The organism is Klebsiella sp. CN_Kp097 (genome assembly GCF_040064495.1).
GTDB classification, from domain to species: Bacteria; Pseudomonadota; Gammaproteobacteria; order Enterobacterales; family Enterobacteriaceae; genus Klebsiella; species Klebsiella aerogenes.
In genome coordinates this window covers 139602-165525 of the sequence record NZ_JBEAIL010000007.1, presented here as the reverse complement: position 1 = coordinate 165525, position 25924 = coordinate 139602, and the positions used below count along the sequence as shown (strand labels likewise).

The following is a 25924-nucleotide window of genomic DNA, read 5'->3' as shown; positions in this document are numbered from 1 at the left end:
GGAAACCTCAACTCATGTAACGGAGGCCGGGATACTCATTAAGGGTGTAATGGAATCTCGGCCAGGCGGTATCGAGAACGTTCATATAGCCTGCTGTGATTTGTGCCTGCAGCGCTGTCCAGGATCCCGACTTGATAGCGAGCGTATACGGCACAGAAGCCGGTGCATTCAAATCTGTAGAGACATATTGCCTGTAAGTCAGAGAGGCGTTTGTCAGGCTGGCCAGCGCATCACGAATAGCCGTACTCACCTCTCCGTTTATGTTGCTGATAGCGAACTGCAAATCCTGCGTACCGTCGCTGTTTCTGGCTGGGATGGCGATATCGATAGCTGCGGCTGAAAAGGTTATAACAGCGCCATTTTCGGTCGTCGCTGTAATATCGTCGTAGCCCTTGCAGAAATAATGCACCGTCGAACCGATATTGATTTGCAACGTTTCAATGATGACTTCCGATCCGCTACTGGCATAAAGCCGGTTAAGCACCGTCATGCTTTGGCCACTCCCTGTTTAATGCGATATCAAGCAGTGAACTACCTGCTATCCACTCGGGGTAGTTACCCCACGGCGGAGGCAATAGTGGACGCTCCCATAACTCCAGCGTCGCCGAATACCGCCAGTAGATGGGAGCCACCAGCACTGGCCCCTGGTAGATATCCGTAAAACGACATTTGTAGAATTTTATGCCTGCGGGGGTTTGCAACTTCATCATGAACCAGGCCGCACCATCAGAGAGCGCATCGCGGTACCACGATTCAAACGTCAGCCCCTGAACATCGCTCTCCATAAACCAGAATACAGTCGCTTCCGTGGGAGTCGAGGTATACGCCCTGCGTTGTCTCGCCCGGCCTGTGGTGAGCTGAGTTCGTTTCAAAGGGCTGACTGGCTGGAATCCATAGCCTTCTTGTAAAGGCATAGGGAGATAGTCATGCGGATAAAATATTTCAGCCATTACCCTGTTCTCCGTCCAGTGTTATACCCCCCAGTTAATGCCTTGTGCACTTGGCCAACCCCTTTTGCCAGATCGTTAGCAACCTGCTGGTAACCTTGTTTTGCTCCTTCACGAGTAGCCTGCTGTACAAGCAGCACAGTCGCGTCAGAAGGATTTCCATTGATGGTTATTGGAGGAACCGTGACTGTGGGGCGGATGATGGTCGTTTGCTGGCTGTTGCTAACGTTCTGAACGCCAGTCCCAAACCCCGAACGCCCCAATGTGGCATCAAGTGGCTTGCCGTTCCGTAACGCCTCAAGTTGTGACACGCCGATTCGATTTGTAGACTCCTGGTCGAAAACGTACTCCCCTTTATGAACAATACCCGCTGGCTGATACTTTCCGCCTGAGCCAGTATATCCACCAGAAGCAAAGCCGACGGCGGCAGCACTGGAGATGCTGGACGTTATTGTAGCCATGAGGCCTGCAACAGTAGCCATTGCTGCTAAGTTGTATGGGAATGGCTGGCTTGAAAGCGCCTGCGCCATTGCCATTGGCAATTGAACAGCCGCCTGAGCAAGCGCAAAAGCTTTTTGCGTAACAAATGCCGCTTTATACATTACAGATTGCTCGCCGAACATCGCCCCCATCGAATCGGTGATACTGGAGAAAGAATTTTGCGCTGATTGCATCTGTGCGGCATAAACTGCGGTGCTTAGTGCTTGCTGGTTCTGTTGTCCTTGCTGTTGGAGAGCCAGCAATTGCTGCTGCTTCTGCTGCTCATTCAGTAAAGTACTTTGTGTGATCGCCTGCTGCTGCTGATTCAGCCAGGAAGCATAATCAGTCTGGGCTTGCTTCAGCTTTTCGATAACCTCAAGCTGCGGATCTATTTGCAGCCCTATCATGTTCAATCCCTGTCCTGACAGGTCACTATTGGTTGCTCCAGACGTCAGCGTACCACCGGCCTTGTTCACACCTGATATAACGGAATTAGGCAGCACTGATTTACCAATCAGGTCGCTCGCCTGCTTCCCTGCAGCCTCCGGCGTCAGTTTCTTCAGCTCAACCATCTTCTGAAGAATTTCGAGGCGTTTTTGCAACGTCTCATTTTGGCGCAATTCCTTTGGTGCAATTTGCTCCTGCATTTTCCGGTAGTCATCCAGCGTTTTAACTGAACTCTGCAAAGCCTCCTGCTGCTTATAGGCCTGCAATATTTCGTCAGAACGGGAAAGAATCGACTTCTGGTCGGCGGTTAGTTGCGTTTTAGATTTGAAGTCAGCGATCTGCTGTTCGAACTTAACCCGTGCCTGCGTAGCGCTATTAAGTTTATCGCTGGCATCCAACTGGGACTGCATCGCGGCAGTCTGCTGGTGTATCTGGTCAAGAAGCCGAGTTGCCGCGTCCTCTGCGTAGGCTTTTCCTTGAGGCGTCTTCGCGATCTTTGGTGCTTTTGGATCTTTATACATCTCGTTAATACGAGAAACATTTTTAGCGTACTGGTCTGCCGTGATAGCGCCAGCCTTCAAGAACTCACTCTGCTGCTTAATAGCTTTATTTCGCTTATCAGCATTGCTCAAGTATTGAAGGTTAACCCGATCCGCTTCCTGCTGAGTTTTAATGCGCTTTTGTTCTGCTTTGTCATGATCTGACAAAATATCATTGAGCGTATCTTCCGCTGTAATTTGCGACTGAATAGCATCCCGTTGTTTGAGCATCTCCGGAAGGTTACTAAACCGAGCATTTAACCCGTTCCAAAAACCTCCTTCCGCCTGACCTTTCTGCGCCTCGGCAATGTTTTCATTTAAGGTACTTAACTTGTCTTGTAGGGTCTGCTCGCGCCCAATGTTGAGCATCGCATCCCATGCACCTTTAGCTGCTTTCCCCAACGAGTACCAGGCACTTTCAAGAAGGCCTAGATTCTGATGAATATCATTTGCACGCTGCTGCATGGTATTGGCGTACGCATCGGTCGCTACGTGTGCCGCCTCTTGCTGATTCCCTTCATCCTGCAAGGCCTTAATCTGGTTGTAGGTTGCCAGAGTTAAAAAATGGTATTGGTCGTTTAGTTTAGTAATGGCCGCAACCGGATCAGCTGCAATATCGTTGAAGTCACTCACAAGTTTTTCAGTGGCTATTCCTGTCGCGTCACTGATTTTTATGACTGCAGTTGTTACACGCTCCAGTGAATCGCCTGCGACTTTTCCAGATGAAACTAACTGATTTAACGTTGAAGCGGCTTTCCCAGTGGTTGAATCAGCAACAGCTCCTGCACGAGCAGCCATATCAGCAAGTTGACCGGATGTTTTCCCTACCTGATTACCAGTTAATACGAGGGATTTATAAAATTCGTCCTGCTCTTGAGCGCCTTTATAGTAAGCAAGACCAAGAACACCAACAGCTGCGGCAGTAATCGTAAAAGGGTTAACCAACCCCATAACATAGGTACCAACTCCCTTAATAGCTGGCCCAATACCGCCAAACATATCTTTTAACTGCCCACCCTGCTGCATAAGCACCATAAAAGGGGATTGGCCTGTAGAAAGTCCGACTACGATATCCGTCATCTGAGCGGGAATCATGCGCATTGCAAAAGCTGTCTGGGCAGCAGACTGCCCAGTTTTTTTCAAGTCGTCACGAAAGCCGGTTAATTTGTTACGAGTCTCTTCAATTCGCTTTGAATAAAGCTCAAATGTATCTGTATCTACCATCCCTTTCGATTTGAACTTCGCCAAATCCTGTTGTTGTTTGTCCAACTTATTCAGGGCAGCATTCACCGGGTCAATACGATCGAGAAGTTCAGATAGAGCCTGCTTTTCTTCGTCCGTAGCCTTTGTCACCTTGCCAGCGCTCGAAGCAGCACGGTCTCCAGCCTGAGTCATTTTTACCAGTGCAGTTGCGAGATTATCGGCCTGTTTCTCTGCTCCGGAGCTATCAATAACAATGGCAAGGCGGGAGGTTTGTTCTGTCATTTAGCGATCTCCGGGCAATAAAAAAACCCCGCCGGGGCGAGGTTAGATTTTTAATAAACAATTACTGTCGATATATGATAATTGTTGCGATTAATGAAACAGAGACAATGGCAGCCAGAATTAACCTGAGACTTTGCTATCTGAACACTTAACTGTTTTAAGAGATTCAAGCTGCTGAAGACGTGCCTGCGCCTTTTTACGCGCTTCACTTTTGGCCATACCATTACCGATACCGAAATCTCCCAAAGCTCCCAATACGGTACGCCCATCGAACTGACCTGTAGTTTCGATTTCGTTCTGTATACTGTGAGTTTTAGCTATCTCCTGCTTAATTGCCGCACAATCTAACGCAGCAGACTCTTCGCTCGTAACGGATGGAGCTTGCGGATACTGCTTAGTAGCGCATCCAGAAATAACAAACATCCCAGCTATTACCATCATTAGTTTCTTCATTTTATGCTTCCTATGATTACAATCGGAAACATCCTAACACATGGATATGAGCAGACAATGATATGACTATTTCACTTTTTCCTGTCTTTTCTGCTCTGCTGCCCACTCGTCACGCCACGCATCGTCGAGCGCCAGGATAGCGGCGTCAAACTCGGTGCGGTCAAGCAGGATCGTGCGCGATGCCAAATATAGCTCAATATCATTCAGGGATAATGGGAGCGGTACTCCGGCCATGCCAGCATATTTCCTGCTGCGCGATATCATGGCATAGGCATTGAGGATCTCCCCTGTTACTGCATCAATTTCTGGCTCAGGAATCGGCGGAAGGTTTAATTGCTCCCTACGCCATTTAGCCTTATCTCCCCTTTCGCCCCCGAACTCCTTTAGCCACGCCTGCGCCTCTAGGGCTTTTTTACGGTTTCCTGAGTCTGCTGCTCCTTACCCTGAGCTATGTTCGCAGCCTCTGCCAGAATCAGCCAATACAACGCGGGGTTCTGCTTCAGTAACGCGACGCCAAGTTCTGGCGTATACGCTACAGCCTTCTCAATACCATCCACCAGCTCACCTACTCCCTCCCAGTCTTTCAAAAGGAAGCGCGCGCAGTTATCGATGAGCAGATCATCAATTGAGTCAATTTCACCCACGCTGGCGAGATCGAACGCGTCGGTACCGACCTGATAGCTCGCGTCCATTTTGTCGATATGGCGCCGCACCAGCGCATTGCGTGAGCGGTACTGTGGATTCTCGCTGCTGGCCACCAGCAGACGGAGTTTAAACAGTGCTTCTTCTTCCGGTGTGTATTTCTTTTTACGGACATCAGGCTTTTTAAAAGGGAAAAACCAACGCTCGCCACTCAGATCAAGTTGAGAAGAAATAATCAGCATACAGACTCCATAAAAAGCCCGAACCGCGATGTTCTGCGGAACGGGTCAGGGAAATTAAGGTGCGGTGACAGTGATTTCAGACGTTGCCGTAAAGGTGCGAGCCTTCCCGGTGATCGTGGCGTTACCGGCAGCATTGCGGGTCACTTTCGCCGTTTTTTTCCCGGTAGAAACTACGCTGGCAATCGCAGGATCAGATGACGTCCACTGGACGATATCTGTTGAATCAGCAGGCGTAAGCGTGGCGGTTAATGTCACCGTAGAGCCGACAGCGCCATTTGAAGTGGCTGGCGCAACACTGATTGCCGTCGCCGGTACTTTTGGCGCGCGGGTAATGGTTGGCGGCGTATTGGCGGCCGTGATATCAAGCTGAACCTGTACGATGTCAGTATTCCCGGCGTCCGGCCAGTCGCCAGATATCTGCACTTCAGGGAAGCTGAAGGTATAAGCGCCTTCGGCGTTCTCCAGCGTGAAGGTAAACGGCACCGTTTCGCCGGTGAAGGTTTTTTTATAAATCTCCCAGGCTGCCTTGGACCATGACAGCGTGATCTGGCCTGACGGTGTAAAGGTCGTCGGAATGTTTGCGCCAGCAAATGCTGAGCCGGTACCGATACAACGCTGAGTCTGCATGTTGTTATCAAACTGGATATTAAACGTATCCACACAGAAGCCAGCACCACCCGCCACCCCGTTCAGACTCAGGCCTGTCACTTCCTTAAACGAATAGCGCAGCGCGCCAGCACCATCCACCGGGTTAGTGAAATAGCTGGTATCGTCGGCTTTGGTTTCCCAGTCTAGCCCGGCGAAGGTAATGGTCGCAGTGATGTCGCCATCATTCGGGATTTCAATCTGGAAAGTGGCAACCTGGCAACCGCGGGCAATCTGTGCGATCCCTACATCATCAGCGTATGAAGAAACTGAAAAAGTAATGCGGTTGTTGCCCATCGTCAGCACATTATCGAGCCAATCCGCTCCGAAACAGCTCGCCAGAAAATCATCATGCTGATTCCAGCGAAATTTGGTGCCGACATCACCGCCGACATCAATCGTGCCACGGGAAACGCCCTGCGCCATACGGTCTCCGCCGATTTCATCGTTATCGTTGGTGTTCTGCGTTGGCATCAGCCCGAACGACGAACGGCGTAACAGGTTCCAGACACCAGCAGAGGGTGTCTCTCCCGGTGTGGTTTCGCGAATAAACGCGGTTACTACTTTTGCGCCTGAACTCACAGGAGCCTCCTGTTGATTGTGCGCTACAGAGCGCGATAAGGGATTTGAAGATTGAGCTGAGACCAGCCATCGGTTTCACCTGCCGGGATGGCGGATACGGCGAAATAACTCAGCGCTCCGTCGTCCTGAAACTCGAAGAGTTGCGTTAATTTGTCGGCGGCCTGAGTCAGCTGCAGAGTGCCTGAACCAACAGGGACGAAAAGCTGGATGATGAGAACCCCTGTTCGGTGGACAGTCGGGCCCGCTCCAATTTCGTTAGCACCTGCTTGTCCGGGGATGTCAGTAAGACGCGCCCAGATTTTTCGACCGCTGGGATCGAATACAGGACCGTTTGGATAATCCACCGCATCCTGGGCAATAGCGGTCTGCGTCGTCATTCGTCTGATGACAACGTTTCTTATTTCTGTGAGGGTCATTTGTAGGCCTGAATCACACCATTAAATGAGACGGCATAGACGCCTGTCGGCGCTTGCGTAGAGTGGCCATTCTCCAGCGGTACGGAGTAAGGAAGGTTTGACTGAATGTAAATCACCGAGTAGGCCGGCGCCTGATTGATGATATTTTTCCCGTTGAGGAATGTCATTGTTCCGCGCGGGTCAGGCTCGGATGGTATTGAATGATCTGGTTCTCCAATACTGACAAAGTGTGACGCCCGGAAAGTTCCTGCGCGATACTCAGCCGGACGCCGGATATCCATGCCATCGTTAACACGTGCTTTCTTTCTGAGACGGCCTGTCTTTGTCAGGTTGGCAGGATCGGCATAAAGAGATTCGTTCCATTCACCTACCGCTTTGTTGTACTGAACCGCAGTGGCGTTGATGGCCCACAGTTCCGGGTTACCTACAGGCGATCGCTGAACGATTTCATTCAGCAGCTGAATGGCGATAGTTCTCTGCCGTAACCTCACATCGTCCTCCACCAGCCCGGCGAATGCTGCCGGGTCAATGTTCCAGCCCTTAGCCATATCACGCCCTCCGCAGTTGAATGGAGTACGCAGCACCAGCAGAGTCGGCTGAAGCGGTGATGACCTCGTAACGCTGGAGTACGCCAGTAATCGGGTCAGGAGCCGTGATAATGTGCTCAACCGCTGGCTTGTCGGTGACCTCATTAACCAGGGCGGTGAGTTTCACATCACCATGAAGGATGTTAACGCCATCGATGCGGCGGAGTTTATAGCGCGCCAGCACTCCGCGCCCCGAGTAAGTCACGTGCGTTTCAGTGCCGGTTTCCGTAACCGGGTCCCAGTCACCTCGAACGGTGTATGTTCCAGTGAAATCCTTAACAGCATCCTGCAGGTCAGTATCGAATGCCGCGGCGACTTCGGTTTGCAGTTCGTCACGAATTCCCATTGCACCCACCACTACGCTGCTGAGGTTTAACGATCACCGTACCGTGAAGTTTTCGGGTATAAATTTCGTCGTTGCGCTTAACCCGCAGCGGGAGCGGAGCAAACTCAACAACGCCCTTTGCCGGGTTTGCGTAAACGACATGTCTGATCGGGTTTCCATTCACAAACACATCGCGAGGACCGAGTCCGTCACCGGCATAATGCACATCTGGATTTTGCATGTTCCCCCCTTACCGCCGCTCAATATGAGCATGGATAAAGTCGGTTTTAAGCGACTCCATAGCGCCAACCATCACATAAGGACGACCGCCGTTATGCCAGCAATCAATCGCGTTACCCTCATCATCAAGCAGTATCACTGCGACGCTGTGGCAACCGCCATTTTCTGCACGCTCCAGAGCCTGTTTCAGTAAGCGAATTACCTGATCATTATCGATGTCGTGATGGCTGGACTTTTGAAATGGGACCACTTTCAAATCGGACATATCACGCCCTCACAAAAAACGTCTGAAACGGGTTAAGCATCCACGGCTTGAGCATATCCAGCGCCAGTTGCAAATCAGGATCGAGTAATTCCGTGCTGGTGGTTGAGAGCTCAGCAAAAGTGCGGGAAACCTTCACATCATCGGCCTCGACGCTTTTGCTCGTCACCACCCCGGAATCTGTTTTTTGCTGATAAAGATTGCCTACAGCGGCTACGGAAGCGATAAACGCTCCGGCTTGCTTAACTTCTTCGGGAATATGTTCCGGGTCGATATCCTGAAGGTTAAGCGCCGTCATCCAGGTGTTTGCCTGGAGCACGGCTTTAGCCTTTTTGTCGGCGGCAGCCCAGGTATCCCCCAGCAACTCGTCAACGTCCTGGATTGTTATATAAACGGTCATCGGATCCTCACCAAAAGAAACGGGGCTTTCGCCCCGTCAGTTAACCACCCGCTGGAGCAGTGAACGCAATCGCTTCAGTTGTTTTCACCACGCCGTCAACGGTAGCCGTCACCGTGAAGGAGCCGGCCGTATCAGAGGTGAGCTTCACCGTCGAGCCACCAGCAGACCCTGTCTGTGACGTCGAAGCACTGAGTGTGCCGCCTGTAGACGTCCACGCTACAGATGCCCCGGAGACTCCTGCACCATTTCTGGTGTACTTGAGCGAAACGGTCACCGCGTCGGTACTGTCAGCAGTTGCGGAAGTTTTATCCACTGACAGGGTTACTCCCCCGCCGGGGCTTCCAGCTTAATCAGTACGCCTGCAGTGGATTTGTTACTGGTGAAATGTTTTTTCCAGTTCGCACCAGTGCCGATTTTGGTCAGGTCAGGGTTAGCGCCCTTCGTTTCATCCCAGCTGTAACCCAGCAGTTCAACGTTAACCGTCCCCTCTGCGCGATAACCTACTGCGAGGTTTTCCTGGTTGTTGATGTCGTAAGAACGGAAACCTGGAGCCTGTGATTCCGTTACGGATACCGCGCCGGCCACCAGCCCCAGAATCGCATCAACTGGCATGGTGTCGGTAACCAGTACAGGCTTACCGAGCGTACCTGGCTTTCCGCCATAAACCACCACGCCCGCTTCTTCGTAGATCTTGTTGTCAATAGACTGATCAACAATGTCGAAATAGGTCGTGGAATGCATAACGAACAGCGCAACACGGTTAAACTTATCGCCGTATTTACGCAGGCCGCGGGTCAGGGTTTTCTTACCATCAGTGGCAATATCCGCTGAAACCGTCATATCAGCATTTGCGCCAATGGCTGCCACAAGTCCCTGAAGTGCATACTTGATATAACCTTCAAGCGTTGCATCAGCGACGTCGACGCCGATCACCTCGGAGAATTCGCTTACATCGCGACCACGACGTTTAAACGCTTCTTCAGTGGTTTCATACGGGCCGTATTTCCACGGCGCCTTAACGCTGACAGATTCACCGGCACCGATTTTTTTCCCATTTACAGTGCTGGTGGAGTTAACGTCGCGCGACTCAATGGAGCCGCCAACTTTATAGAAGGTACGTTTACGGAAATCACCCTCAATCAGTTCGTTATCAAGAATGATTGCGCCATTTGAGGCGGCGTTGAAGACTTCCAGATTATCCTGGCGACGCTCAAGAAACGCAGTCTGCGCGAGGTCGTCATAGATAATCAGGTCACTGTTTACGGTCGTAGGCATTGATTAGTCCTTACTTAGGCAATTTGAGATAGGCCTGCTGGCCATGTTTGCGTATGTAGTCCGCTTTATCGCTTGAGCTCATTTCTGAACGTTTGAGGCTTCCGCCGCCGCTACCTGGCTTGTGACCACCAGCCCCGGAGCCTTCAGCACGTGGGAACAGGTGCGGGGCCGTCTCTTTCAGAGATTCAGCCCACTCGACAGGGGTGAGCGGAGTTTTACCGTCTTTACCGAACAGAACATCGCCATTTGCATCAACTGCTACGGCCTCGCCTTCGTCGTTGAGCTGGAAAGTGCCTTTAGCACGTAGAATCAGATCGTCGGATGCTTCTGGCAGCGCGCCAGCCTTAAGCGCTGCGCTGCGGATAGCATCACCCAGGACACGATCACGGAATTTGTTGGAGAACGCTTCCGCCTTTTCAGCGCGTTCATTAGCGGCTTTGATTTGCTTATCCGAATCGGCGCGGAGGCGTTCAGTACGCTTGTTCAGCACCTCATCAATTTTGCCGCCGGCAATAAGCTGCGCTTCTTCATCATCAGAGAAACGCTGGAGAATGGTTTTCACCGCGTCAGGATCGATACCATCAAAACGCTTTAGCGACTCAGCGGACTCTTTGAGCTTACCGAGAAGTTCGCTATTTTTATTTTTCAGGCCAGAGACCTGAGCATTGACCTGCTCATCGATCAGCTTTTGGATTTCCGGCGTAATCTCAGGTGCACCACCACCGGAGCCACCGCCATCACCACCTTCACCACCAGCTGCCGAATAATATTTAATGAGCATGTTACGAATAAGCATGTTGTCCCCTTGGGATAGTTACTGTGGGCCTGACCCAATAAAAAAGGCCGCCCGAGGGCAGCCTGATTGAAGAATGTTTGTTGATTAAACTCTGGCGTTCCTGAATGCCTGCTCATCCTTTGAGCGCAACTGGTCCAGCGTCAGCCACTCGCCCCTGTCGTTGTAGAACTCATCGGGAGACATGCCGCCATCACGAATCAGCCTGGCGCGCGTTTCTCCGACAATCTCAGCTTGTCGCGTGAACGACTGCCGGGAGAACCAGTCCTGGTAATTCGTATCAGCCGGAACCTGTCCATCCATACTGGCGCGCGAGCTTTCCTTGATTTCGCCGACTTTGATACCCAATTCCTCGGACGATTTCAGGATGTACGTTTCGGTGCTACGACAGCAAAAGTGGATTTTTCCAGGTCCCTGCAAATAAGGCACCTTGTGCCCTATCGGTTTGTTATCCAGCGTGTACTTGAGTCGGTCGCGGATCCGACAATCCTTTGATGTCCGGTTATCCAAAGTAGATAACCACTGCTTACCCTTCAGAATGTCGTCGTTCGCCGCCGCAAAACTTTGTCGGGCTGTCGATGCAAGATGCCCTACTGCCGTTTTTGCAATGCTGGCAGCATTGGCCCGGCTCATCTGCAGCGCGCCGTCCTGGTAACCACGATTAGCATGGCCACGGACCTTTTTTGCGATTTGCTCCTGCGTATCGCCCTGCAGGAATCCCTGCCTTACAGTATTGGATATCCGCGCCATCCGATCAGCTTCGAGGTTGCTGGCCCATTCACTCAGCAAACGTCCCTGGAATGGGCGCCCCATCGCCGCGGCATAAACCGCATCCGGGGAGATGCCCACCAGCGGATGAAGAGCAAGAACATCGTCAGGAATAGCAAACTGGAAGAGGCTCATCTGAAAAGTGGCTTCGTGCTTAGCTAGCTCCTGCAGTTCAGCAGTAAGAGCTGCATACATCGATTGAATCGCATCCTTGTTTATCGCCCTGACGCTTACCAGTAACGCTTCCAGACGCGAAACGGTAAAGCTCTCAGCGTCCAGCGTATCAATAGCCACCAGCAACCTTGCGGTAAGTTCGGCTTCGCTGTCATTCAGGACTTTTATCATCCTGTTGGCAACGCCGGTACTGTAGCGACTCACCCATATAGCGTGGGCTACAGATTCATCCAGCAGTTTGTCATTCGCCGTTGCCATTATTGCCACCAATCAGGTTAGGCGCGCCGTTACGAATAGCATCAATGACAGTTTCAGGGTCATCAGCGGGATCTATCAGGTCAAGCCTCTGCAACGCTCTGACCATATCCGTGTCGCGGATCGCACCGGACTGCCAGGCATTGACGATTGCCGTTACCATGCCGGATTCAGCGACTTTGGCAATGAACTCCTGATTAATACTGTAACGGTATCCGTCGCCTTTAATGCCGAGATACCTGGCGCACCAGCCGAGCGCCAGCGTGTAGGCCTCCGAGACATTGGAAACGCAAATGCCCAGCACCGATGTGGATGCGGTTTGTTCACCGCTCGATTGCGTGGCGGTTTTAACCGCGCTGTTTTGCTCGATAAGCCGGGCGCCAAGCTGAACAGAATAATCACGCTTACTGTCCATCGCCTCTTTAGCCAGGGTGTTTGGTTGCGCCTGAGCATACGTAAAACTCCCCTCCTTCGGCAGCAGGAAAGGAGAACGAGAACCGACACGAATTCCCTTATCCTGCAGCCAGTCACGCCATGCTGTATCAAGACCTGAAATCACCGGCTGCACCTGACCGCAGAAAAATACGCTGTCTTCGTAATCTGCCGAATTACGATAATGACCAAGGTTGATTTCAACAAGGGCAGCTAAAGGCGACTCATCGATGGTGGGATCGTTATTCTGCGCACCAACAAAGGTAAAGGGAATTTCATCCCAGAATTCCTCACCTTTTGGCTTCGGCTGATACTCGGAAGTGACGGAAAAAGAGCCTGCGTCAGCTGACTTTCGCCATACCCGGCAGACAAACTTTCCGTTCTCCAGAGCCAGTTCGCGATACTGGATTTCATCCTCGTACGCAAAACCATCTTCCTTTTCCATGCATTCACGTAAAACCACCAGCACGAGTTGATCACGTCCATTGATGCGTTTGGTGCGCCAGTTAATGATGCTTTCCGCCTGATAGCGAAGAATGATCGCCTCTTTGGTCTCTGCTGCATAATCCGTATAAAGCCCCTCGCGCGCGGCCTCCAGAATATTTTCTGTAACCTGCTGGGACTGCTGATAAATGCTTGCACCAGCACCGTCGGCGTTATCACGAAGATAATTCAGCTTATCCGGCGCGGTCATGGTCGGGTCTTTTCGGAATGCCAGCCCCAGTAACCCCACCTTTGTATTGCCCGTTATCGCGTAGAAAACGGCGCGCTGAATATAATCGGCATTGCGCTTTTTATTGCGTGCAGACTTATCGGACGGATCCAGAAAAGGGAGATATTCATTCCCGGCGGCCTTTACAGCATCAGCCCCTTTGCACACGTCACGAATTTTTTTCCACACGGGCATCGCCGCCCTGACCTCAGGGCGAACGTAAGTAATATCGTTATTGGCCATCAGAATGTCGTGTCCAGTGAAATAGAGAATGCAGGTCGAACGATTGGGAATTGCTTCACAATGAAGTAACCGGCGCCATCGTTGGGGTGATCGTTATCGCTCTTTTTATCCGGCTCGCCGTTTTTATCCCACACCTGTTGTTCCAGGCAGTCGGCATAGACCGGGCAGCGAGCCACATTCACCTTGTATCGGCGAGCGCCATTGCCATTGCAGAACATGGCGTTCATGGAGTTGATGCGGTCCTTTACTGGCGGGTTTGCGTCATCAACGATGACGTTAAATCCGGCCTGTCTGAGTTGCTCAATATCTGTTTTGCTGGCGTTGTTTGACTTCCTGGAATCACCAGAGGCATCCGGATAAATATAAATCTCGCGGACCTTGCGGTAGTCTCCGTCGGCATACAGCCAAAAACGCTCCTTGATGATGCGTATCATGTCGGGCGTATCGTAAGCGTTGATAATCTCTGTTACCGCGTGCGGTAAGCCGAGCCTCAATACATGGACGATCCCGGCCATCTTCCCGACGTTGAAGTCCATCCCGATATAGAGTGCTTCACCCGGCTGCTCTTCTTCGCTGGAGTTGTTCAGCACCCTGTCGAACTGGTGATAAATGGTGCCACTGGTCAGGTTAGTAAACTGGCCGTTCAGATATGCCTTGATCAATTCCGGCGGGTAACTTGCCAGGAGCGAAGGAATATAGTCATCCGGCAGGTTCTTTTCGTTGTCGAATGTCGAAGCCTGTACCAGACCATACATCGACCTCAGTTCAGGCTTTTCCCTCACAGCCTTAACAAACTGGTTATAGACGAACTTAAATCCTTCAGGTGTGGTGGTCACGTCAATGCCGTTACGGAGACCATCAACCTTATAACGCATACGCGCGATGATTTTTCGCCACGCCTGACGCGCCTTATCCGCTTTCAGAACGTCGAGCTCATCCACCAGCGCATTGCCGATTTTAAAGCCAACTATCGTGTCTGGCTTTTCCATCGAACGACAAATTGTCGTGCCGCGGTACTGGCGGCCACTGTAGAAATGGACCTCTTTGTTGCTCTCAACGATTTTGACTTTCAGTCCCCAGTCGTGAGCAACCTCTTCCACCGTGGGATAGAAAATATCGCGGATCTGAGGATAGGTAGGGGCAAAGTAGCCCTGGTTTATTTTGGGGAACTCCCAGAACCCTTTGCATATTCCACCGCAGCCAACCCACGTCTTACCGGATCCAAAGCCAGCCACATAGGCTTTGAACTTTTGCTGCATAGCCAGAAAACGAGCCTGGGGAACGTTAAGCGTCGGAGCTATCGCCATCCTCTTCCCTCACTCGCGCATCGACTACGTTGATATTGATTGCAACTGGCGTTGGTTCGTCATCCTCCGGGTCATTGGCCAGTTCTTTGCGAAGTTTGTCTATCTCCAGCTGCCGGCGCTCAATTTCTATCTGCTGCAGACGCTGGGCGAACTCACTATCAGCCAGGCCGAGCCGCTTCATCACCGCCTCGAACATTCGCTCGCGGCTGATAGCGGTTATCTCCACACCGTTCTTTCCGAGCTTCACGCCGGAATAGGCAAGCGCTGCATCAGGCGCCAGCTTGCGAGTATCGGCGAAGTATGGCTGGCCGACGCCATCACCATTGCAGCGTGGGCATGTGGGATTTGGCTCACTAGTGTGGTCGTAACCGTAGCCGCCTCTGTCGTTTGGCTCTTTCCCTTTCTTCGCTAAAGCCTCAGCCAGCTTTTCTTCAAACTCAACAGCATCACGCCATTGATACTGGTGACCGAAGCCCCAGCAGTAACGACAGCTCCCGCGGCGATACTGAGAAAGCTGGTTGGCGTCGAACGTTGCCAGCCGCCACATCTGCTCAAGTACTTCATCAGCACTTCCCAGCGTGCGCACGATGGATGCTTTCTGCTGCTGCGCAATGGCCTGAGCAACTGAAGTTTTCTGAAGCAGTTGATAGCCAATCTGTTCAGCGGTCTTCTTGCTGTAGCCAGCGCGAATAGCTGCCTGTGTGGCGTTGTTGTCTTTCAGGTATTCCGCGACAAATAAACGTTGTTGGCTGGTTAGGCCGTCACCATCCACCAGCTCTTCTGCGCACTTTTCCTTTTGCGCAGTGCGCAATTTCTTCTGCGCAGGTTTTTGCGCAGTTTGCGCAGTGGGTTTCTTGATATATCGGCGGGCAGTAGCGTAATTCAGTCCCTGCGCTTCACACCAATCCTTCGGTGATACGCCGGTTGCGGCATGATCGGACAGGAACCGTTGCTGAAGCTCGCCCCAGTCCGGTTTTGCCATGGATTATTCCTATTTAACGTGAGGGAGGAAAAGGAATTAATGATTCTCCATAAAATATTCACTTTTATGTTTTGGAATTAAGGCTCTTTAGCTCAGGAGTTATTATGAAAAGAATTATGCTTGCTGTTTTTGTGATCTGTGGTGCGCTGTCTCTTTCAGGATGCATCCTTCCGCCTGGCCCCCATGGCGGCGGACATGGGGGAGAACACTTCCATGGTCCAGAGCATCGTTAACCGCCTGAGGGCTTTCATTTTAGAAAGATGAAAAAGGCCGCAAAAATATGCGGCCTTTAGTCACTACCAGCTAGCGTATAAAGAATCTCTTTGGAGTCCCCCTGAAAAACAGACAATAATGTCAGTCCATTGTCTGACGGGCATTATCACAGGCGCTCAGTGAATGCCTGCTGTAATGTTTTAGCTCGCCGGCTCTGCGCTGGTATCAAACAACGCCAGCGCTTCGGTCGCTTCCTGAATCGCCTTGCGGGTTTTCGAGACAATCTCACTTTCCGTGTAAACACGATCGAAAGAGTCTGCAAATAGCTCAGCTTTCAGATTACTGTCGCCAACCCAGTCAATGGCCAGCTTCGCCGCGGCAGTGTCGTAGTTAACTTTCTTGATGATGGTCAGGCGAATTTGTTCTGCAGGTGTAATTTCTGACATGTCTTACCTCTATGCGATGGGGGAGCATTATCGAGGCCACTTTCGAAGTGTCTTCTGTAATGCCATTAAAAAAGCCACCCGGAGGTGGCCTATGCAATGAATATGAATGCAGAATGAATGAAGAGGTTCTCAACTCTATGCTATGCGGTTAGCCGGATGGAGTTTTGAGTTTGAAATATATAGTTTTTGTAAGGTCCTGGCTCGGTTTATTGGTTTCATAACGCCATTGTGACATTGCAGCAATAACTGCAGAGTCGAAGAGGTGTTGGGGTTCTGATTTTAGGATCCATACCTTCGATATTTTCCCATCAACTCCTACGTTATATCTGACTGTCACATCTCCTTCAATCCTGTTAGCCAGTGCGTAATACGGATATGCAGGGGTTGGAGAATATAGCAACTTTGGATGCGGGTTTTTAACGGGGCTGGCACACCCCAGAAGCATACCACACAGGAAGAGCGTACCGATAAATCCCTTTTTCATGACAACACCAATATCGTAAATGATAATCAACATTATCAAGGTACAGCCTTCACGTGTAGATGAGAACACCTATTAATAGTAGACATTGGGGTCCTCATCCGAGGAGAGGTTTCTTTAATGCTTAATCTTCCAACTGAAGTACACCGTGCTTTTCTGACTCAGAGTAGACGACAAGGCCCTCTTAACCCGGCACAGTGCTGCCGTCATCAGCTTCAAATTCGGGGATGCAGGCCTGAGTGATCGTATAAGCGGGTTGACCATCCTGTTCGGCGAAGTCTGCCAGAGCTTTGATTTGCTCTGCGGTAAGAATTAATGGAGTCATGTTTTATCCTTTTATTGGGATATTGTTGGCGTTATCCCTTAATGGGGTTAGTAATCATCGTCAGTCAGGGCAACCGAACGGCACCCTAACATGCACGCCTTTTACATTTCAGTTTTAGCCATAGCAATACAACAAGGAGCAGCATCTCCATCTTACAGGAACTCCATCTGGTCTATCTCAACCAGACGATTCAGGACGTATGTCGCATTTACACCAACCAGATCATTGCGTTGCGCTTTAAGTTCGGCAATTCTTGACTGGATGTCAGGTTTTGACAGGTTTTCGGATGCGGTACGGTTAGCTGTCTTTGCGCTGTACCCCGCCCGAATAGCCGCTTGCGTGGCGTTTAAATCGATGAGGTACTCGCGACAGAACATCTCTTGCTTGTCGGTGAGTGCCATAACCCCTTCTTTAAGGAAACTGCGATGGTTGTTCAAACAAAATCTATTAAACCGAAATTTAAACTTGGTGATTCTGTATACCTAAAATCAGGAGGTCCAGAAATGTCTATCTATGAAGTTCATACAAGAGGAGTGCAAGATGTATTTTCTGGAACTTATCGTTGCCAATGGTTTGCTGGTAAAAAACTTGAAAGCGGCGTATTCGCAGAAGACTCTTTAACAGCAACAAACCCAAAGCCTTAAACCCAAGCGCTACCAAGTTAACTGTCTCTGATGTGTCTGATTGGATGATGTTAAACCTTCAGTCTGATAGATGCCTATATCAACAAGACGTTGTAGATTATCTCATCAAAAAAGGTAACGAACAGCATCTAAAAGAGAACGCTGATGGTAACCAAGCGCTATCAACAAAAGTAATTAATAAATTCAGAGTTGATAGCGGTATTGATGTCGTTTGGGTTAAGCCTGAAAAATACTGGCGTTACCGCGTCCCTGAGGATGAAGACGGCCGAGAAGCCCGCGGTTAATACACAGGGCGTTCATTCGCCCTTTCTTCAACGCTCACTACCAGCGGCCTGAACTGCACGCGCTTCACATCGGCAAGAGCGAAGTACATCCACTCACCGGTCTCGGTCACCAGCGGCACAAAGCCGTTAACCAGCTCAGGTTAACGTCGCGACATCTTGCCCGTGAAGATTTCGCCTGTTTGGGTGGTTAACGTGATTTGGTAGATGTCGGACATTGAGAGCCTCTTTATCCGCTTGTGGGGATACTTGGGTGATTATCCGCTGCAGGGTATATTTCCATTACAATGGTTCAGCCCATTCTGATGACAATGTAACTATACGTAGCGGCAGAAAGCGTATCGAAGTACAATTTCAATTCATTTATTATCCAGTTTCATTTTTTCATGAGAGGTGTTTTTATGAACCCCATCAGCTTTTTTGCAGTTAAGTTAACCTGTTTTCATAATGATAGAGAAATTATGGTTGGAACAGGTTTCCTTTACAGCCATGAAGATTACGAAAACCCCATATTGATAACGAACTATCATGTATTAACTTGTCGCTACCCTAAGGAACCAGAATCATTAATGGGGCAAATAGGTTCATCACCAAATAAAATAACTTGCCACGTTTGGGCCCCAGACGGAAGTTCATTGCATACGTTTCACATTAATATTGATGCTAACACTAGCTGGCTTGAACACCCATTGAGAGATAAAGGGGTAGATCTTGTCGGAATTCCGATAATTTTTAATGGCAACATAGGTTATACAAATCAAGTAACTATTCAAAATAACGATGCCATTCCTCTGCATGTAGCCTCTGACCTCTCAATCGTAGGTTACCCATTCGGCTTGGCTGTTAATACACACCTTCCAATCTGGAAAAAGGGTATTGTTGCCAGTGAACCTAATGTTAAAGTTTCGGGGCTTGATTGTTTTTACATTGATGCAACAACTAAAGAAGGTATGTCAGGCTCACCTGTTTTTACTCATGAATATACTACTCAAATAATAGTTTCTCCTGAGGTGCATGAATTACACCAACGGCGTGAAAGAGGTGAAATATCTGCATTAGATTTCATCAGTGCATTACCGGCTGAATCAATGAAAAATACAATTCAGGTTAAAAAGTTCAAGCTTGTAGGTATTTACTCAGGGAGAGTAACCATTGGTAAATCTATGCCTGAGATAGGTATAGTCTGGAAAGTCAGCTTAATTGAAGAAATGCTGACCGCCAAGAATTGGGTCACATCAGAATATCCACCATTCTAATAACTTAAAAAGCCTCCCTACTGGAGGCTTTATTTTCTTCAATCTTACGAATACTGGCCTTATCCAGATTGCACTGCCCAAGCGCCGTGTAGAGCTGAGCGTTTAACTCCAGACTTGCCTGCCACGTGAACGGAACCACCATTCCGGGGATCGGTGTGTCTGCAGTAAGGTCAGCGCTTATTGGGACTACCGGAGCCGGCACGTAAACCGTCCGCGTATTCCCGCAAGCTGTCAGCAGCGGCAGCAGGAACAAGCTGCTTAGCACACTGATCGCCTTCAAGCGCCTGCCTGATGTAGACAATGCGCGTCTCGCCCTTTTGAGCAAGTTCATTCTTTGCATTCTTGGTAGCCTGTGAGATGTCACGGATGAGGTTCATCGTGGTGATCACGTTGCTGGTGATCGCCTCCGATGTGTCTGCCCTGACCGTCGCTTTGTCGCGCTGGTCTTTGTAGGTGATGGCATTGCCGCGGTAGTGGTTTATCGCCCAAGCCATGGAAACCAGCATGCAGATAACGACAACGCAGATGATTGCGGTTAATCGGACCATTTCTGGCCCCACTCGCAGACTTGGCGCTCTATCTCACGTCGAGAGATCAGTCCCTTCCACTGCTTCCCACCGGCATATGTCCAGCGCTGCAGTTCTTTGCAGGCCGCCAGTATATCATCGGAGTTCAGCTTCTTCAGCAGTGTGGAGCTGGCGAAAGCACCAGGGCCAACGTTATAAGTGAAGGAGTAAAGCGCGGCACGGGTAGGCTCAGGGATGCGAACCTTGATCAGCGGGTCGATGGCGTATGCTACTTTCCGCAAATCTGACTGAAGCAGAGCATCGCACTCTTTGTCAGAGTAACGGTGACCGCGGCGAATATCTGAACCGGTATGTCCATCGCAAACAGTCCAGACGCCGACGACATCCTGGTAAGCGTAATAGCGACGCCCTTCCAGCCCATCAGCGTTACCAAGCATGACAGAAGCGATTGCGATCGCGCCGGAACCTCCGGCGATGGCGCCAATCAGTTTATTCCTGAGCGTCGGGTTCATCTCTGTTCCTGCTTCGTCGGTTGTCTTCGCGGATTTTGAAATACAAATTCGTCAGATACGTTAGTACGGCAATGACAATGCCCACCAGCACGCCGATGGCATTCCACTGCTCGGGACTGTAGGCATTAAGCATGCCGTTCAGGATGCTCCCGGCTGAAGCGCCATAAGCAGCACCAGTGGTTATTTTTTCCATGCGATACATACTCTCACCTCGCGTAGTTAGCGGGTGCTGTGTGTGTTTGAAAGGATCAGGACCGTCGGGCTGATTTATCAACAAAGCTCGTCGCAGATGATTCCCGCGGTCCTGAAATAAAAAAGGCCGCGCAAAAGCGCAGCCTTGAAATGAGTTTTATCGAATGTCGATTTGCCCTATTTGCGGCAAAAAAATGCCTGCTATGGAGCAGGCCAAGAAGTAGGTTCATGTCAGACCAAACCGACAGCATCATTCCAAGTATCCCGAGCTACTGTTTTACCTGGAGGGCAATCGATGCTTCGCTTTGTCTTTCGTATATATAGCATGCGTTACAGAAGTGGGAAACATAGCAAGAACATAAAATTACAGAGTGGTTTTAACGCTCTGTAGACATTAAGATCCGATGTGTACTTAATGACAAGGAGTCAATATGAAACAGGTGATTTTAACAACAGTCTTGCTAGTATCCTCAGCTAGCGGCTTCGCTTCAGACGCAGTCGGAAAATACAAACAAGGCGACTGCATAATAGGTACCGACCCACATTATAGCTGGAATGGCCAGATCGCCGCCGTTGAAGCATATTCTGAAATCTCGGGCTTTTTCGGACCTAAATACATCCTTAATTTTCCAAAATACAAATCTAGTGCTGTAGTCTTCGACAAGGACATCGAAGCGCACTCAACCAAAATTGGAGATAATTTCTGTAGAAATCTTTAAGACAAAAACCCGCTCAGAGGCGGGTTAACGTAAAATTGGCACACTATCAAATTTACATGAAATATATGCGTTTCAATCCAGTTTTGCAAGACTTACATCTAAATTTGTCGCCTTTTGTTGTGAACGTGATCGCGTTACCTGCAATAATGAATCGCTATCAAGGCGCCGCAAGGTGCTTTTCATCTCTTCCCACCGCTCCGTAAACGTTTCTGACCAGTTCTTCGTGGTCACTCCGATCAAGGAGGCAAGCATTTGGTATTCGTATGTGTTGCGCCCAGCTAGTTCAGCTTTGACGTCCTGCGCTGCCAACCAGATAAGTTGACGCAGGCGATCAACGGTTTTCTTTGCAATTCGCACGCCGACCAACTGCTGGCGGAATTGCTCCCACACCCACCGAGTGATCGTCTCCTGATTCTCCCAACGGATATTGTCGCTGTAGTTCCACAATAACCAGGATTTCTGATGCTCTTCCAGCGACAGCAAAGCCCGGCGCCAACTTGCGGTCGAATACTCAACGGGCTGCACCAGTGCTATGGCTGAGCCTTTGGCGCGGGACTGCTTGCCGGGAACCGGAGGATTACTCGGCTTGACCATTCTCCCGGTCGCCGGGTCGACTACCTTCATCCGCTTATTACTGCGTGCCGTCGCTTCAAACATTGCGTTCTCAGCAAAGGCTACCAGTTGCCCTTTCGTCGCACCGCTCAGATCGGCGGTGGCCACTATCAGCTGCTGACGAACATACTCAAGGTACTGGGTATTCATGCTTTCTCTCCTGAATCCTGATAGATGCGGACGAAATTCTTCAAAATTCGGTAGTCAACTAAGACGGTTCCGCGGTGCCGGCAGAGGCGTAGCTTTTGCCAGCGTTCGCAGATGCGTTCGATAACGTCGCGGCTCATGCGGCCTCCATTTCGGTGATAGTCAATTCAAGCCGGCCACCTTTAACAATCGGCATTCTCTTCACGCTGTAGTAATCCACCTGCTGGTCATCAAGCCAAAAACCAGATTTTGTCAGAGCGTCGAAGGTGGCCTTTTGCAAGTTGTCCAGGTCCCGGCGACGCCGATCAGGCATGTGGCACTCGATGCGGATTTTTACTGGTGTGGCCAGGCCAATATCCAGCATTGAGTCTTTGATGATTCTGGCGACGCTGTCGCGGTACGCCTGCCCTTCTGCGCTGATGTGTGTGCGCCCGCGATTATGCCGGTAGTAACGGTTGTTGCTCGGCGGCCACGGGAGGCTGATGCGATATTCATTCATGCTTTTACGAGCCCCTCTTTCAGCCAAATAACCTGCGTGCGAGCCATGCCTTCAAAAGCGCACTCCTTTGCATATTCCGCATCGACCAGACGGATGCGGCGATCAATCTCGTCGTGGCAACTGCTGCATGCGATAGCGGCGATCAGATCAGGCGGTTTGATTCCAGTACCGCACAGTCCAACCAGGCGGATGTGTGCCAGTATAGTGGTTTCAGGATTTCCGTTGCATACGCCGGGGATCCGCACCTGACATTCGCGGCCGCGTGCCGCTTTGCATAAATTAGCCATGCGCCCTCCTTGCCGCGAGACGCAGCCATTTCTGATCCACCAGGCGGGCGGTATAGCCCTTCAGTGTCGGGATATCGGAAGGCTTAACATCTGGCTTACGCTTGTCGCGCGCCGGAACACGGAAGATTTCGTTTGTGATGACGCGGGAAAGTGGAGTAGACATCAGGCCTCCTGCTTGTCGCGAAGTTGCTGGTATTCGCAACTTTGAGGAATGGTCAGGTGACAGCCGATATTCATCGCCCAGGCTTCGACTTTGCACAGGAAAATGTACATCTCGCCTGTTTCCAACTCGGACGTATGGCGGAGGGATTGCACGGTGGTGACCTCGCCGGACACGACGTCCACGCGGTCTTTATCTTCGTAGCCGAGATAGGTGTGCTTCATCGCGTCTTTGACCCACTCAGGAGTAGCGAAGGTCTTGCCGCGGGTGACGAGGTATTCGCTGATTTCGCTATACCACATGTGGCTGAGTGAGTTCTGAGAAAGGCTTCGCTTCTCGCGCCACGGCTTAACCTGCAGGCGGAAGCACTGCCCGGCATCCAGCAGCTGCTGGATATGCTGACCGATGGCCGCGAAGTTACCGCGATGGAGTTTGATGCCGTCTACTGGAAGTGTCATACGGCCTCCTTAACGGAAACCGCAGAATGCAGGAAATCGCAGGTGCATTTCTGCATCTGTGACAAGGTGAGGAGTTCAGATTGTGGTCGCATTTAAGTCCCCTTAAATGCGCAGAAGTCACCGGAGTTGTTCAGGCTCCGATGACATAATTATGGCTGGTTGATAATGGAAAATCAAAGTTCAATTGATTAGATATATGGATGTAAAAGTTGGCTATCGACGTTGATTTTCATGCCCAACTCTAAGAGACATGATATGCGTTTCAATTTTCATCCGAGCTCTCTTAAGACCATCAATCCTGAACATCACTTTTATCATCGATTGATGAGAAGTGAAATTAATCCTTTAAATTCAATCACTAACAAACCACCAGATTTATCATTGACTTCAACAAAGCCAAAATATACTTTTTAAATACTGTATATACATACAGTTAAAATAATCTAACAAGGAGCATGTTATGGCTAACGAAGATTCAATGACAGTTAATGGTAATGCTGGCAGCGGCGTTCACTGGGGTGGTGGCTCTGGTAATGGCAATAATGGAGGTGCTGGCTCAAATGGTGGCGCAAACGTAGCTTTGGGTGGAACCATGGAAGTTGATCTGGGTAATGGCTTTACAATGATCGTTGACGGTACTCATCCTATTAACCCCGGCATTGGTGGTGCGCCATGGTCTGATGATAAGAGTAATAAGAGTGCAGTTGACGCTCTCAATGCAAATAAGAGCAAGCCTGCAAAATTTAAGGCCAATATTCAAAATTATAAATCTGGAACTCAGGGCTCTTTAAATAGCCCGGCAGTTAACAAGTCCAGCAGTTCTGGAGACGTTGATACGTATGCCGTTAGCTTTGGCAAAGAAAAATATAACGTTATGTATAACCGTAAAAAAGATTCATTCACTAGCGGTTACGTTGATGGTGGTGCAACCAAACCTGAACACAGCATGAAAGTTCAGGCTATTGCGGTTGTGCAGCTTTATCTTCTCAACGAAAAGGAAAAAGATGTAATCACTACTGCGGCGGAGATTATTTCCAGCTCTGGAGAAACGATTAGCGGGAAGCTTGGCGAAAAATATAAAGGTCTGGCGCAAGGCGTAGCTAACGATATCCGTAATTTTCAGGGTAAGAAAATCCGTAGCTTTAAAGATGCAATGTCATCCCTTGAACAATTCACGAAAAATCCTAACATGAAGCTGAACCAAGCAGATAAAGCAGCTCTGGTTAATGCTCTCAATCAGGTTAATTTATCAACGCTGGCAGACCGTTTTAAAGGGCTGGAACGAGCCTTCACCTGGGCAGATCGTTTGCTCAAGGCTCAAAAAATTAAAGACGGTGTCGTTACTGGTGTTACCACCGGGAACTGGCAACCATTGGCATTAGAGGTGGAGGCGATGTATCTTAGTGGCGTTGCCGGGAGCGTGGCACTGGGCATTGTTACTGGTATGATTAGTGGATTAGCAGCCCTTATTTCTATACCTGCTTTAGCTGTCACAGCCCTGACCGTAACCGCCGTTATTGGTATTGCTATTGCCACGTCGTATATCAACGCTGATACAGCCAAGGCACTGAACAACGCCGTAGCTGATTTATTCAAATAAGATTTGAATTTAATATAAAGCGGGTTTAGGCCCGCTTTTTAAAGTACGGCAATCCTTTTATGGCATACAAATAAAGCAAGAACATCCATATAAAAACATAGTTTGTTAAAAACAAGCATATGTAATATATCAGTAATAAAAACTCATTATCAGCAATAATTCTTTTCACCCGGTATAGACTATTTGACATATCCTCAACTCCAACATATGTCAAATAATACACTCCCGCCATAAGAACAACAAACCCCGGAAGCAGTTTAACCCATTTTTTAAAATCAAAATCTTTAAGTTTTACACCAAGCTTATTCCAACAAAGAACATACATTAAAATTACAAATAGGGGTGCTAGCTTTGAGTATGAAGAAGCTATTGTACTTACCACAAGATGACGTTCAGAATAATCCCTGTTATATCCCTTAGCCATTTCAAAGAGGACTGACAATAAATTTGAACTTTTATCAAAAAAGTAAACTACAAATATTAATACAATAGGAAAAATTCCGGACATAATTGATATAAAAGTATATTTGAAGAGTCCTCTAGACTTCATAACTTCCCATTTAACCTTCTTCATTTAATCTTAACTGAATCATGCTAAGATGACATAATATACCAGTAATTATTTAAATTATCATGTTGGTAATTTTACGCAACCCAAACTATTTTCACAAACTAAGGCACTGTTAATGCGTAAAACCACTAGCGTCAAGGCCAACGTCAAACGCTGCTTACTTCTGAGGATTTACGCATCGCTATCCTCCAGAGGAGCATCCCCTTTCCTGTACCGCTTCAACTCAGATAATGCGCTTAGTATCTGAGCAGACTCCTCTGCTTCCTGTGCTGAACCTAATTCAGACATCACTTCTGAATGAGCCTGCGCTTTTTCGATGAGAACATTTAGTTCTTCATCAGTGAGAGTCTTTGACATGCTA

38 protein-coding genes and 2 pseudogenes are annotated in these 25924 nt (G+C 49.5%); 5 read left to right on the top strand and 35 right to left on the bottom strand.

Annotated elements, in window-relative coordinates:
• Nucleotides 1–7: 7 nt before the first annotated feature.
• The 23 genes and pseudogenes from ABLV07_RS11170 to ABLV07_RS11060 form a co-directional block, all read right to left on the bottom strand.
• Complete coding sequence (locus tag ABLV07_RS11170; protein WP_348853407.1) at nt 8–490, bottom strand: DUF1833 family protein; 483 nt, start codon at nt 488–490, stop codon at nt 8–10.
• Nucleotides 477–950, bottom strand: coding sequence for a hypothetical protein (locus tag ABLV07_RS11165; RefSeq protein WP_260841339.1), 474 nt, complete (start codon nt 948–950; stop codon nt 477–479). The genes ABLV07_RS11170 and ABLV07_RS11165 overlap by 14 nt, the downstream gene beginning before the upstream one ends.
• Entirely contained in the window at nt 950–3898 is a 2949-nt protein-coding gene (locus ABLV07_RS11160) for a phage tail length tape measure family protein (protein ID WP_348853406.1), read from the bottom strand. The genes ABLV07_RS11165 and ABLV07_RS11160 overlap by 1 nt, the downstream gene beginning before the upstream one ends.
• A 120-nt stretch (nt 3899–4018) precedes the next feature.
• On the bottom strand, nt 4019–4351 hold the full coding sequence (locus ABLV07_RS11155) for a lipoprotein (RefSeq protein WP_032712205.1): 333 nt from the start codon (nt 4349–4351) through the stop codon (nt 4019–4021).
• A 66-nt stretch (nt 4352–4417) separates the two neighbouring features.
• Nucleotides 4418–4585 (bottom strand): hypothetical protein, encoded by a 168-nt coding sequence (locus ABLV07_RS11150; RefSeq protein ID WP_227541699.1) that lies wholly within the window; start codon nt 4583–4585, stop codon nt 4418–4420.
• 167 nt (nt 4586–4752) lie between these two features.
• Nucleotides 4753–5235 (bottom strand): hypothetical protein, encoded by a 483-nt coding sequence (locus ABLV07_RS11145; protein WP_348853404.1) that lies wholly within the window; start codon nt 5233–5235, stop codon nt 4753–4755.
• Between the two features lie 54 nt (nt 5236–5289).
• Nucleotides 5290–6462 (bottom strand): phage tail tube protein, encoded by a 1173-nt coding sequence (locus tag ABLV07_RS11140; protein WP_126027262.1) that lies wholly within the window; start codon nt 6460–6462, stop codon nt 5290–5292.
• A 23-nt stretch (nt 6463–6485) separates the two neighbouring features.
• The gene (locus ABLV07_RS11135; protein WP_015705691.1) at nt 6486–6878 is read right to left on the bottom strand and encodes a phage tail terminator-like protein; all 393 of its coding nucleotides are present in this window, start codon (nt 6876–6878) and stop codon (nt 6486–6488) included.
• A complete protein-coding gene (locus ABLV07_RS11130) occupies nt 6875–7426 on the bottom strand; it encodes a hypothetical protein (RefSeq protein ID WP_045419374.1) in 552 nt (183 codons plus the stop codon). The genes ABLV07_RS11135 and ABLV07_RS11130 overlap by 4 nt, the downstream gene beginning before the upstream one ends.
• A gap of 1 nt (nt 7427) precedes the next feature.
• Nucleotides 7428–7811 (bottom strand): glutamate 5-kinase, encoded by a 384-nt coding sequence (locus ABLV07_RS11125; protein ID WP_126027261.1) that lies wholly within the window; start codon nt 7809–7811, stop codon nt 7428–7430.
• Complete coding sequence (locus ABLV07_RS11120; RefSeq protein WP_058674196.1) at nt 7798–8031, bottom strand: hypothetical protein; 234 nt, start codon at nt 8029–8031, stop codon at nt 7798–7800. Before ABLV07_RS11120 ends, ABLV07_RS11125 begins: the two co-directional genes overlap by 14 nt.
• A 9-nt stretch (nt 8032–8040) precedes the next feature.
• Nucleotides 8041–8295, bottom strand: coding sequence for a hypothetical protein (locus ABLV07_RS11115; protein WP_042896379.1), 255 nt, complete (start codon nt 8293–8295; stop codon nt 8041–8043).
• A 1-nt stretch (nt 8296) separates the two neighbouring features.
• Entirely contained in the window at nt 8297–8692 is a 396-nt protein-coding gene (locus ABLV07_RS11110) for a protein singed (RefSeq protein WP_348853403.1), read from the bottom strand.
• Nucleotides 8693–9013: 321 nt separating this feature from the next.
• Nucleotides 9014–9967, bottom strand: a complete 954-nt coding sequence (locus tag ABLV07_RS11105) for a major capsid protein (RefSeq protein ID WP_348853401.1) — start codon at nt 9965–9967, stop codon at nt 9014–9016.
• Between the two features lie 10 nt (nt 9968–9977).
• On the bottom strand, nt 9978–10763 hold the full coding sequence (locus ABLV07_RS11100) for a hypothetical protein (protein WP_348853400.1): 786 nt from the start codon (nt 10761–10763) through the stop codon (nt 9978–9980).
• Between the two features lie 84 nt (nt 10764–10847).
• On the bottom strand, nt 10848–11960 hold the full coding sequence (locus tag ABLV07_RS11095) for a phage minor head protein (RefSeq protein ID WP_348853398.1): 1113 nt from the start codon (nt 11958–11960) through the stop codon (nt 10848–10850).
• Nucleotides 11944–13344, bottom strand: a complete 1401-nt coding sequence (locus ABLV07_RS11090; protein ID WP_348853396.1) for a DUF4055 domain-containing protein — start codon at nt 13342–13344, stop codon at nt 11944–11946. The genes ABLV07_RS11095 and ABLV07_RS11090 overlap by 17 nt, the downstream gene beginning before the upstream one ends.
• The gene (locus ABLV07_RS11085; protein WP_348853395.1) at nt 13344–14651 is read right to left on the bottom strand and encodes a terminase family protein; all 1308 of its coding nucleotides are present in this window, start codon (nt 14649–14651) and stop codon (nt 13344–13346) included. The genes ABLV07_RS11090 and ABLV07_RS11085 overlap by 1 nt, the downstream gene beginning before the upstream one ends.
• On the bottom strand, nt 14629–15633 hold the full coding sequence (locus ABLV07_RS11080) for a terminase small subunit (RefSeq protein ID WP_262831328.1): 1005 nt from the start codon (nt 15631–15633) through the stop codon (nt 14629–14631). The genes ABLV07_RS11085 and ABLV07_RS11080 overlap by 23 nt, the downstream gene beginning before the upstream one ends.
• Before the next feature lie 413 nt (nt 15634–16046).
• Complete coding sequence (locus tag ABLV07_RS11075) at nt 16047–16292, bottom strand: DUF2560 family protein (protein ID WP_262831327.1); 246 nt, start codon at nt 16290–16292, stop codon at nt 16047–16049.
• A gap of 148 nt (nt 16293–16440) precedes the next feature.
• Nucleotides 16441–16809: a TonB family protein gene (locus ABLV07_RS11070; RefSeq protein WP_262831326.1), complete on the bottom strand. Its 369-nt coding sequence runs from the start codon at nt 16807–16809 to the stop codon at nt 16441–16443.
• A gap of 148 nt (nt 16810–16957) precedes the next feature.
• Nucleotides 16958–17098 (bottom strand): hypothetical protein, encoded by a 141-nt coding sequence (locus tag ABLV07_RS11065; RefSeq protein ID WP_348853421.1) that lies wholly within the window; start codon nt 17096–17098, stop codon nt 16958–16960.
• Nucleotides 17099–17259: 161 nt separating this feature from the next.
• A pseudogene (locus ABLV07_RS11060) lies at nt 17260–17499 on the bottom strand (terminase small subunit); the annotation flags it as partial.
• A gap of 24 nt (nt 17500–17523) precedes the next feature.
• On the opposite strand from ABLV07_RS11060, the gene ABLV07_RS11055 reads away from it, so the two are divergent.
• Nucleotides 17524–17742: a DUF2158 domain-containing protein gene (locus ABLV07_RS11055; protein WP_348853393.1), complete on the top strand. Its 219-nt coding sequence runs from the start codon at nt 17524–17526 to the stop codon at nt 17740–17742.
• Between the two features lie 47 nt (nt 17743–17789).
• On the top strand, nt 17790–18026 hold the full coding sequence (locus ABLV07_RS11050) for an ATP-dependent RNA helicase HrpA (RefSeq protein WP_325950712.1): 237 nt from the start codon (nt 17790–17792) through the stop codon (nt 18024–18026).
• On the opposite strand, the pseudogene ABLV07_RS11045 reads toward ABLV07_RS11050, so the two are convergent.
• Nucleotides 18023–18241, bottom strand: a pseudogene (locus tag ABLV07_RS11045) (hypothetical protein). The gene ABLV07_RS11050 and the pseudogene ABLV07_RS11045 sit on opposite strands and share 4 nt — an antisense overlap.
• Nucleotides 18242–18424: 183 nt before the next feature.
• On the opposite strand from ABLV07_RS11045, the gene ABLV07_RS11040 reads away from it, so the two are divergent.
• Nucleotides 18425–19279: a trypsin-like peptidase domain-containing protein gene (locus ABLV07_RS11040; RefSeq protein ID WP_348853392.1), complete on the top strand. Its 855-nt coding sequence runs from the start codon at nt 18425–18427 to the stop codon at nt 19277–19279.
• A gap of 170 nt (nt 19280–19449) precedes the next feature.
• Here the strand turns inward: ABLV07_RS11040 and ABLV07_RS11035 are convergent, their stop codons facing one another.
• The 3 genes from ABLV07_RS11035 to ABLV07_RS11025 are packed head-to-tail and all read right to left on the bottom strand — an operon-like array spanning nt 19450 to nt 20520.
• Nucleotides 19450–19827 carry a DUF2570 domain-containing protein gene (locus ABLV07_RS11035; protein ID WP_348853391.1) on the bottom strand — a complete coding sequence of 126 codons (378 nt, stop codon included), beginning with the start codon at nt 19825–19827 and terminating at the stop codon, nt 19450–19452.
• On the bottom strand, nt 19815–20318 hold the full coding sequence (locus tag ABLV07_RS11030) for a lysozyme (RefSeq protein ID WP_348853390.1): 504 nt from the start codon (nt 20316–20318) through the stop codon (nt 19815–19817). Before ABLV07_RS11030 ends, ABLV07_RS11035 begins: the two co-directional genes overlap by 13 nt.
• Nucleotides 20296–20520, bottom strand: a complete 225-nt coding sequence (locus tag ABLV07_RS11025; protein WP_348853389.1) for a class II holin family protein — start codon at nt 20518–20520, stop codon at nt 20296–20298. Before ABLV07_RS11025 ends, ABLV07_RS11030 begins: the two co-directional genes overlap by 23 nt.
• A gap of 421 nt (nt 20521–20941) precedes the next feature.
• On the opposite strand from ABLV07_RS11025, the gene ABLV07_RS11020 reads away from it, so the two are divergent.
• The gene (locus ABLV07_RS11020; RefSeq protein ID WP_047075687.1) at nt 20942–21229 is read left to right on the top strand and encodes a hypothetical protein; all 288 of its coding nucleotides are present in this window, start codon (nt 20942–20944) and stop codon (nt 21227–21229) included.
• 72 nt (nt 21230–21301) lie between these two features.
• Here the strand turns inward: ABLV07_RS11020 and ABLV07_RS11015 are convergent, their stop codons facing one another.
• Genes ABLV07_RS11015 through ABLV07_RS10990 form a run of 6 tightly spaced genes read right to left on the bottom strand, consistent with a single transcriptional unit; the run spans nt 21302 to nt 23392 of the window.
• Nucleotides 21302–21991, bottom strand: coding sequence for a bacteriophage antitermination protein Q (locus ABLV07_RS11015; protein WP_348853388.1), 690 nt, complete (start codon nt 21989–21991; stop codon nt 21302–21304).
• A complete protein-coding gene (locus ABLV07_RS11010) occupies nt 21988–22128 on the bottom strand; it encodes a YlcG family protein (RefSeq protein WP_103825992.1) in 141 nt (46 codons plus the stop codon). The genes ABLV07_RS11015 and ABLV07_RS11010 overlap by 4 nt, the downstream gene beginning before the upstream one ends.
• Nucleotides 22125–22487 carry a crossover junction endodeoxyribonuclease RusA gene (gene rusA / locus ABLV07_RS11005; RefSeq protein ID WP_337087478.1) on the bottom strand — a complete coding sequence of 121 codons (363 nt, stop codon included), beginning with the start codon at nt 22485–22487 and terminating at the stop codon, nt 22125–22127. Before rusA ends, ABLV07_RS11010 begins: the two co-directional genes overlap by 4 nt.
• Complete coding sequence (locus ABLV07_RS11000; RefSeq protein WP_348853387.1) at nt 22484–22774, bottom strand: DUF1364 domain-containing protein; 291 nt, start codon at nt 22772–22774, stop codon at nt 22484–22486. Before ABLV07_RS11000 ends, rusA begins: the two co-directional genes overlap by 4 nt.
• A complete protein-coding gene (locus ABLV07_RS10995) occupies nt 22767–22937 on the bottom strand; it encodes a NinE family protein (protein WP_348853386.1) in 171 nt (56 codons plus the stop codon). Before ABLV07_RS10995 ends, ABLV07_RS11000 begins: the two co-directional genes overlap by 8 nt.
• Nucleotides 22937–23392, bottom strand: a complete 456-nt coding sequence (locus ABLV07_RS10990; RefSeq protein WP_348853385.1) for a YbcN family protein — start codon at nt 23390–23392, stop codon at nt 22937–22939. The genes ABLV07_RS10995 and ABLV07_RS10990 overlap by 1 nt, the downstream gene beginning before the upstream one ends.
• A 460-nt stretch (nt 23393–23852) precedes the next feature.
• Here ABLV07_RS10990 and ABLV07_RS10985 point away from each other — a divergent pair, with 460 nt between their 5' ends.
• Entirely contained in the window at nt 23853–24992 is a 1140-nt protein-coding gene (locus ABLV07_RS10985) for a colicin-like pore-forming protein (RefSeq protein ID WP_348853384.1), read from the top strand.
• 25 nt (nt 24993–25017) lie between these two features.
• Here the strand turns inward: ABLV07_RS10985 and ABLV07_RS10980 are convergent, their stop codons facing one another.
• Nucleotides 25018–25566, bottom strand: coding sequence for a hypothetical protein (locus ABLV07_RS10980; RefSeq protein ID WP_348853383.1), 549 nt, complete (start codon nt 25564–25566; stop codon nt 25018–25020).
• Nucleotides 25567–25734: 168 nt separating this feature from the next.
• Nucleotides 25735–25920 (bottom strand): hypothetical protein, encoded by a 186-nt coding sequence (locus ABLV07_RS10975; RefSeq protein WP_348853382.1) that lies wholly within the window; start codon nt 25918–25920, stop codon nt 25735–25737.
• Between the last annotated feature and the right edge of the window lie 4 nt (nt 25921–25924).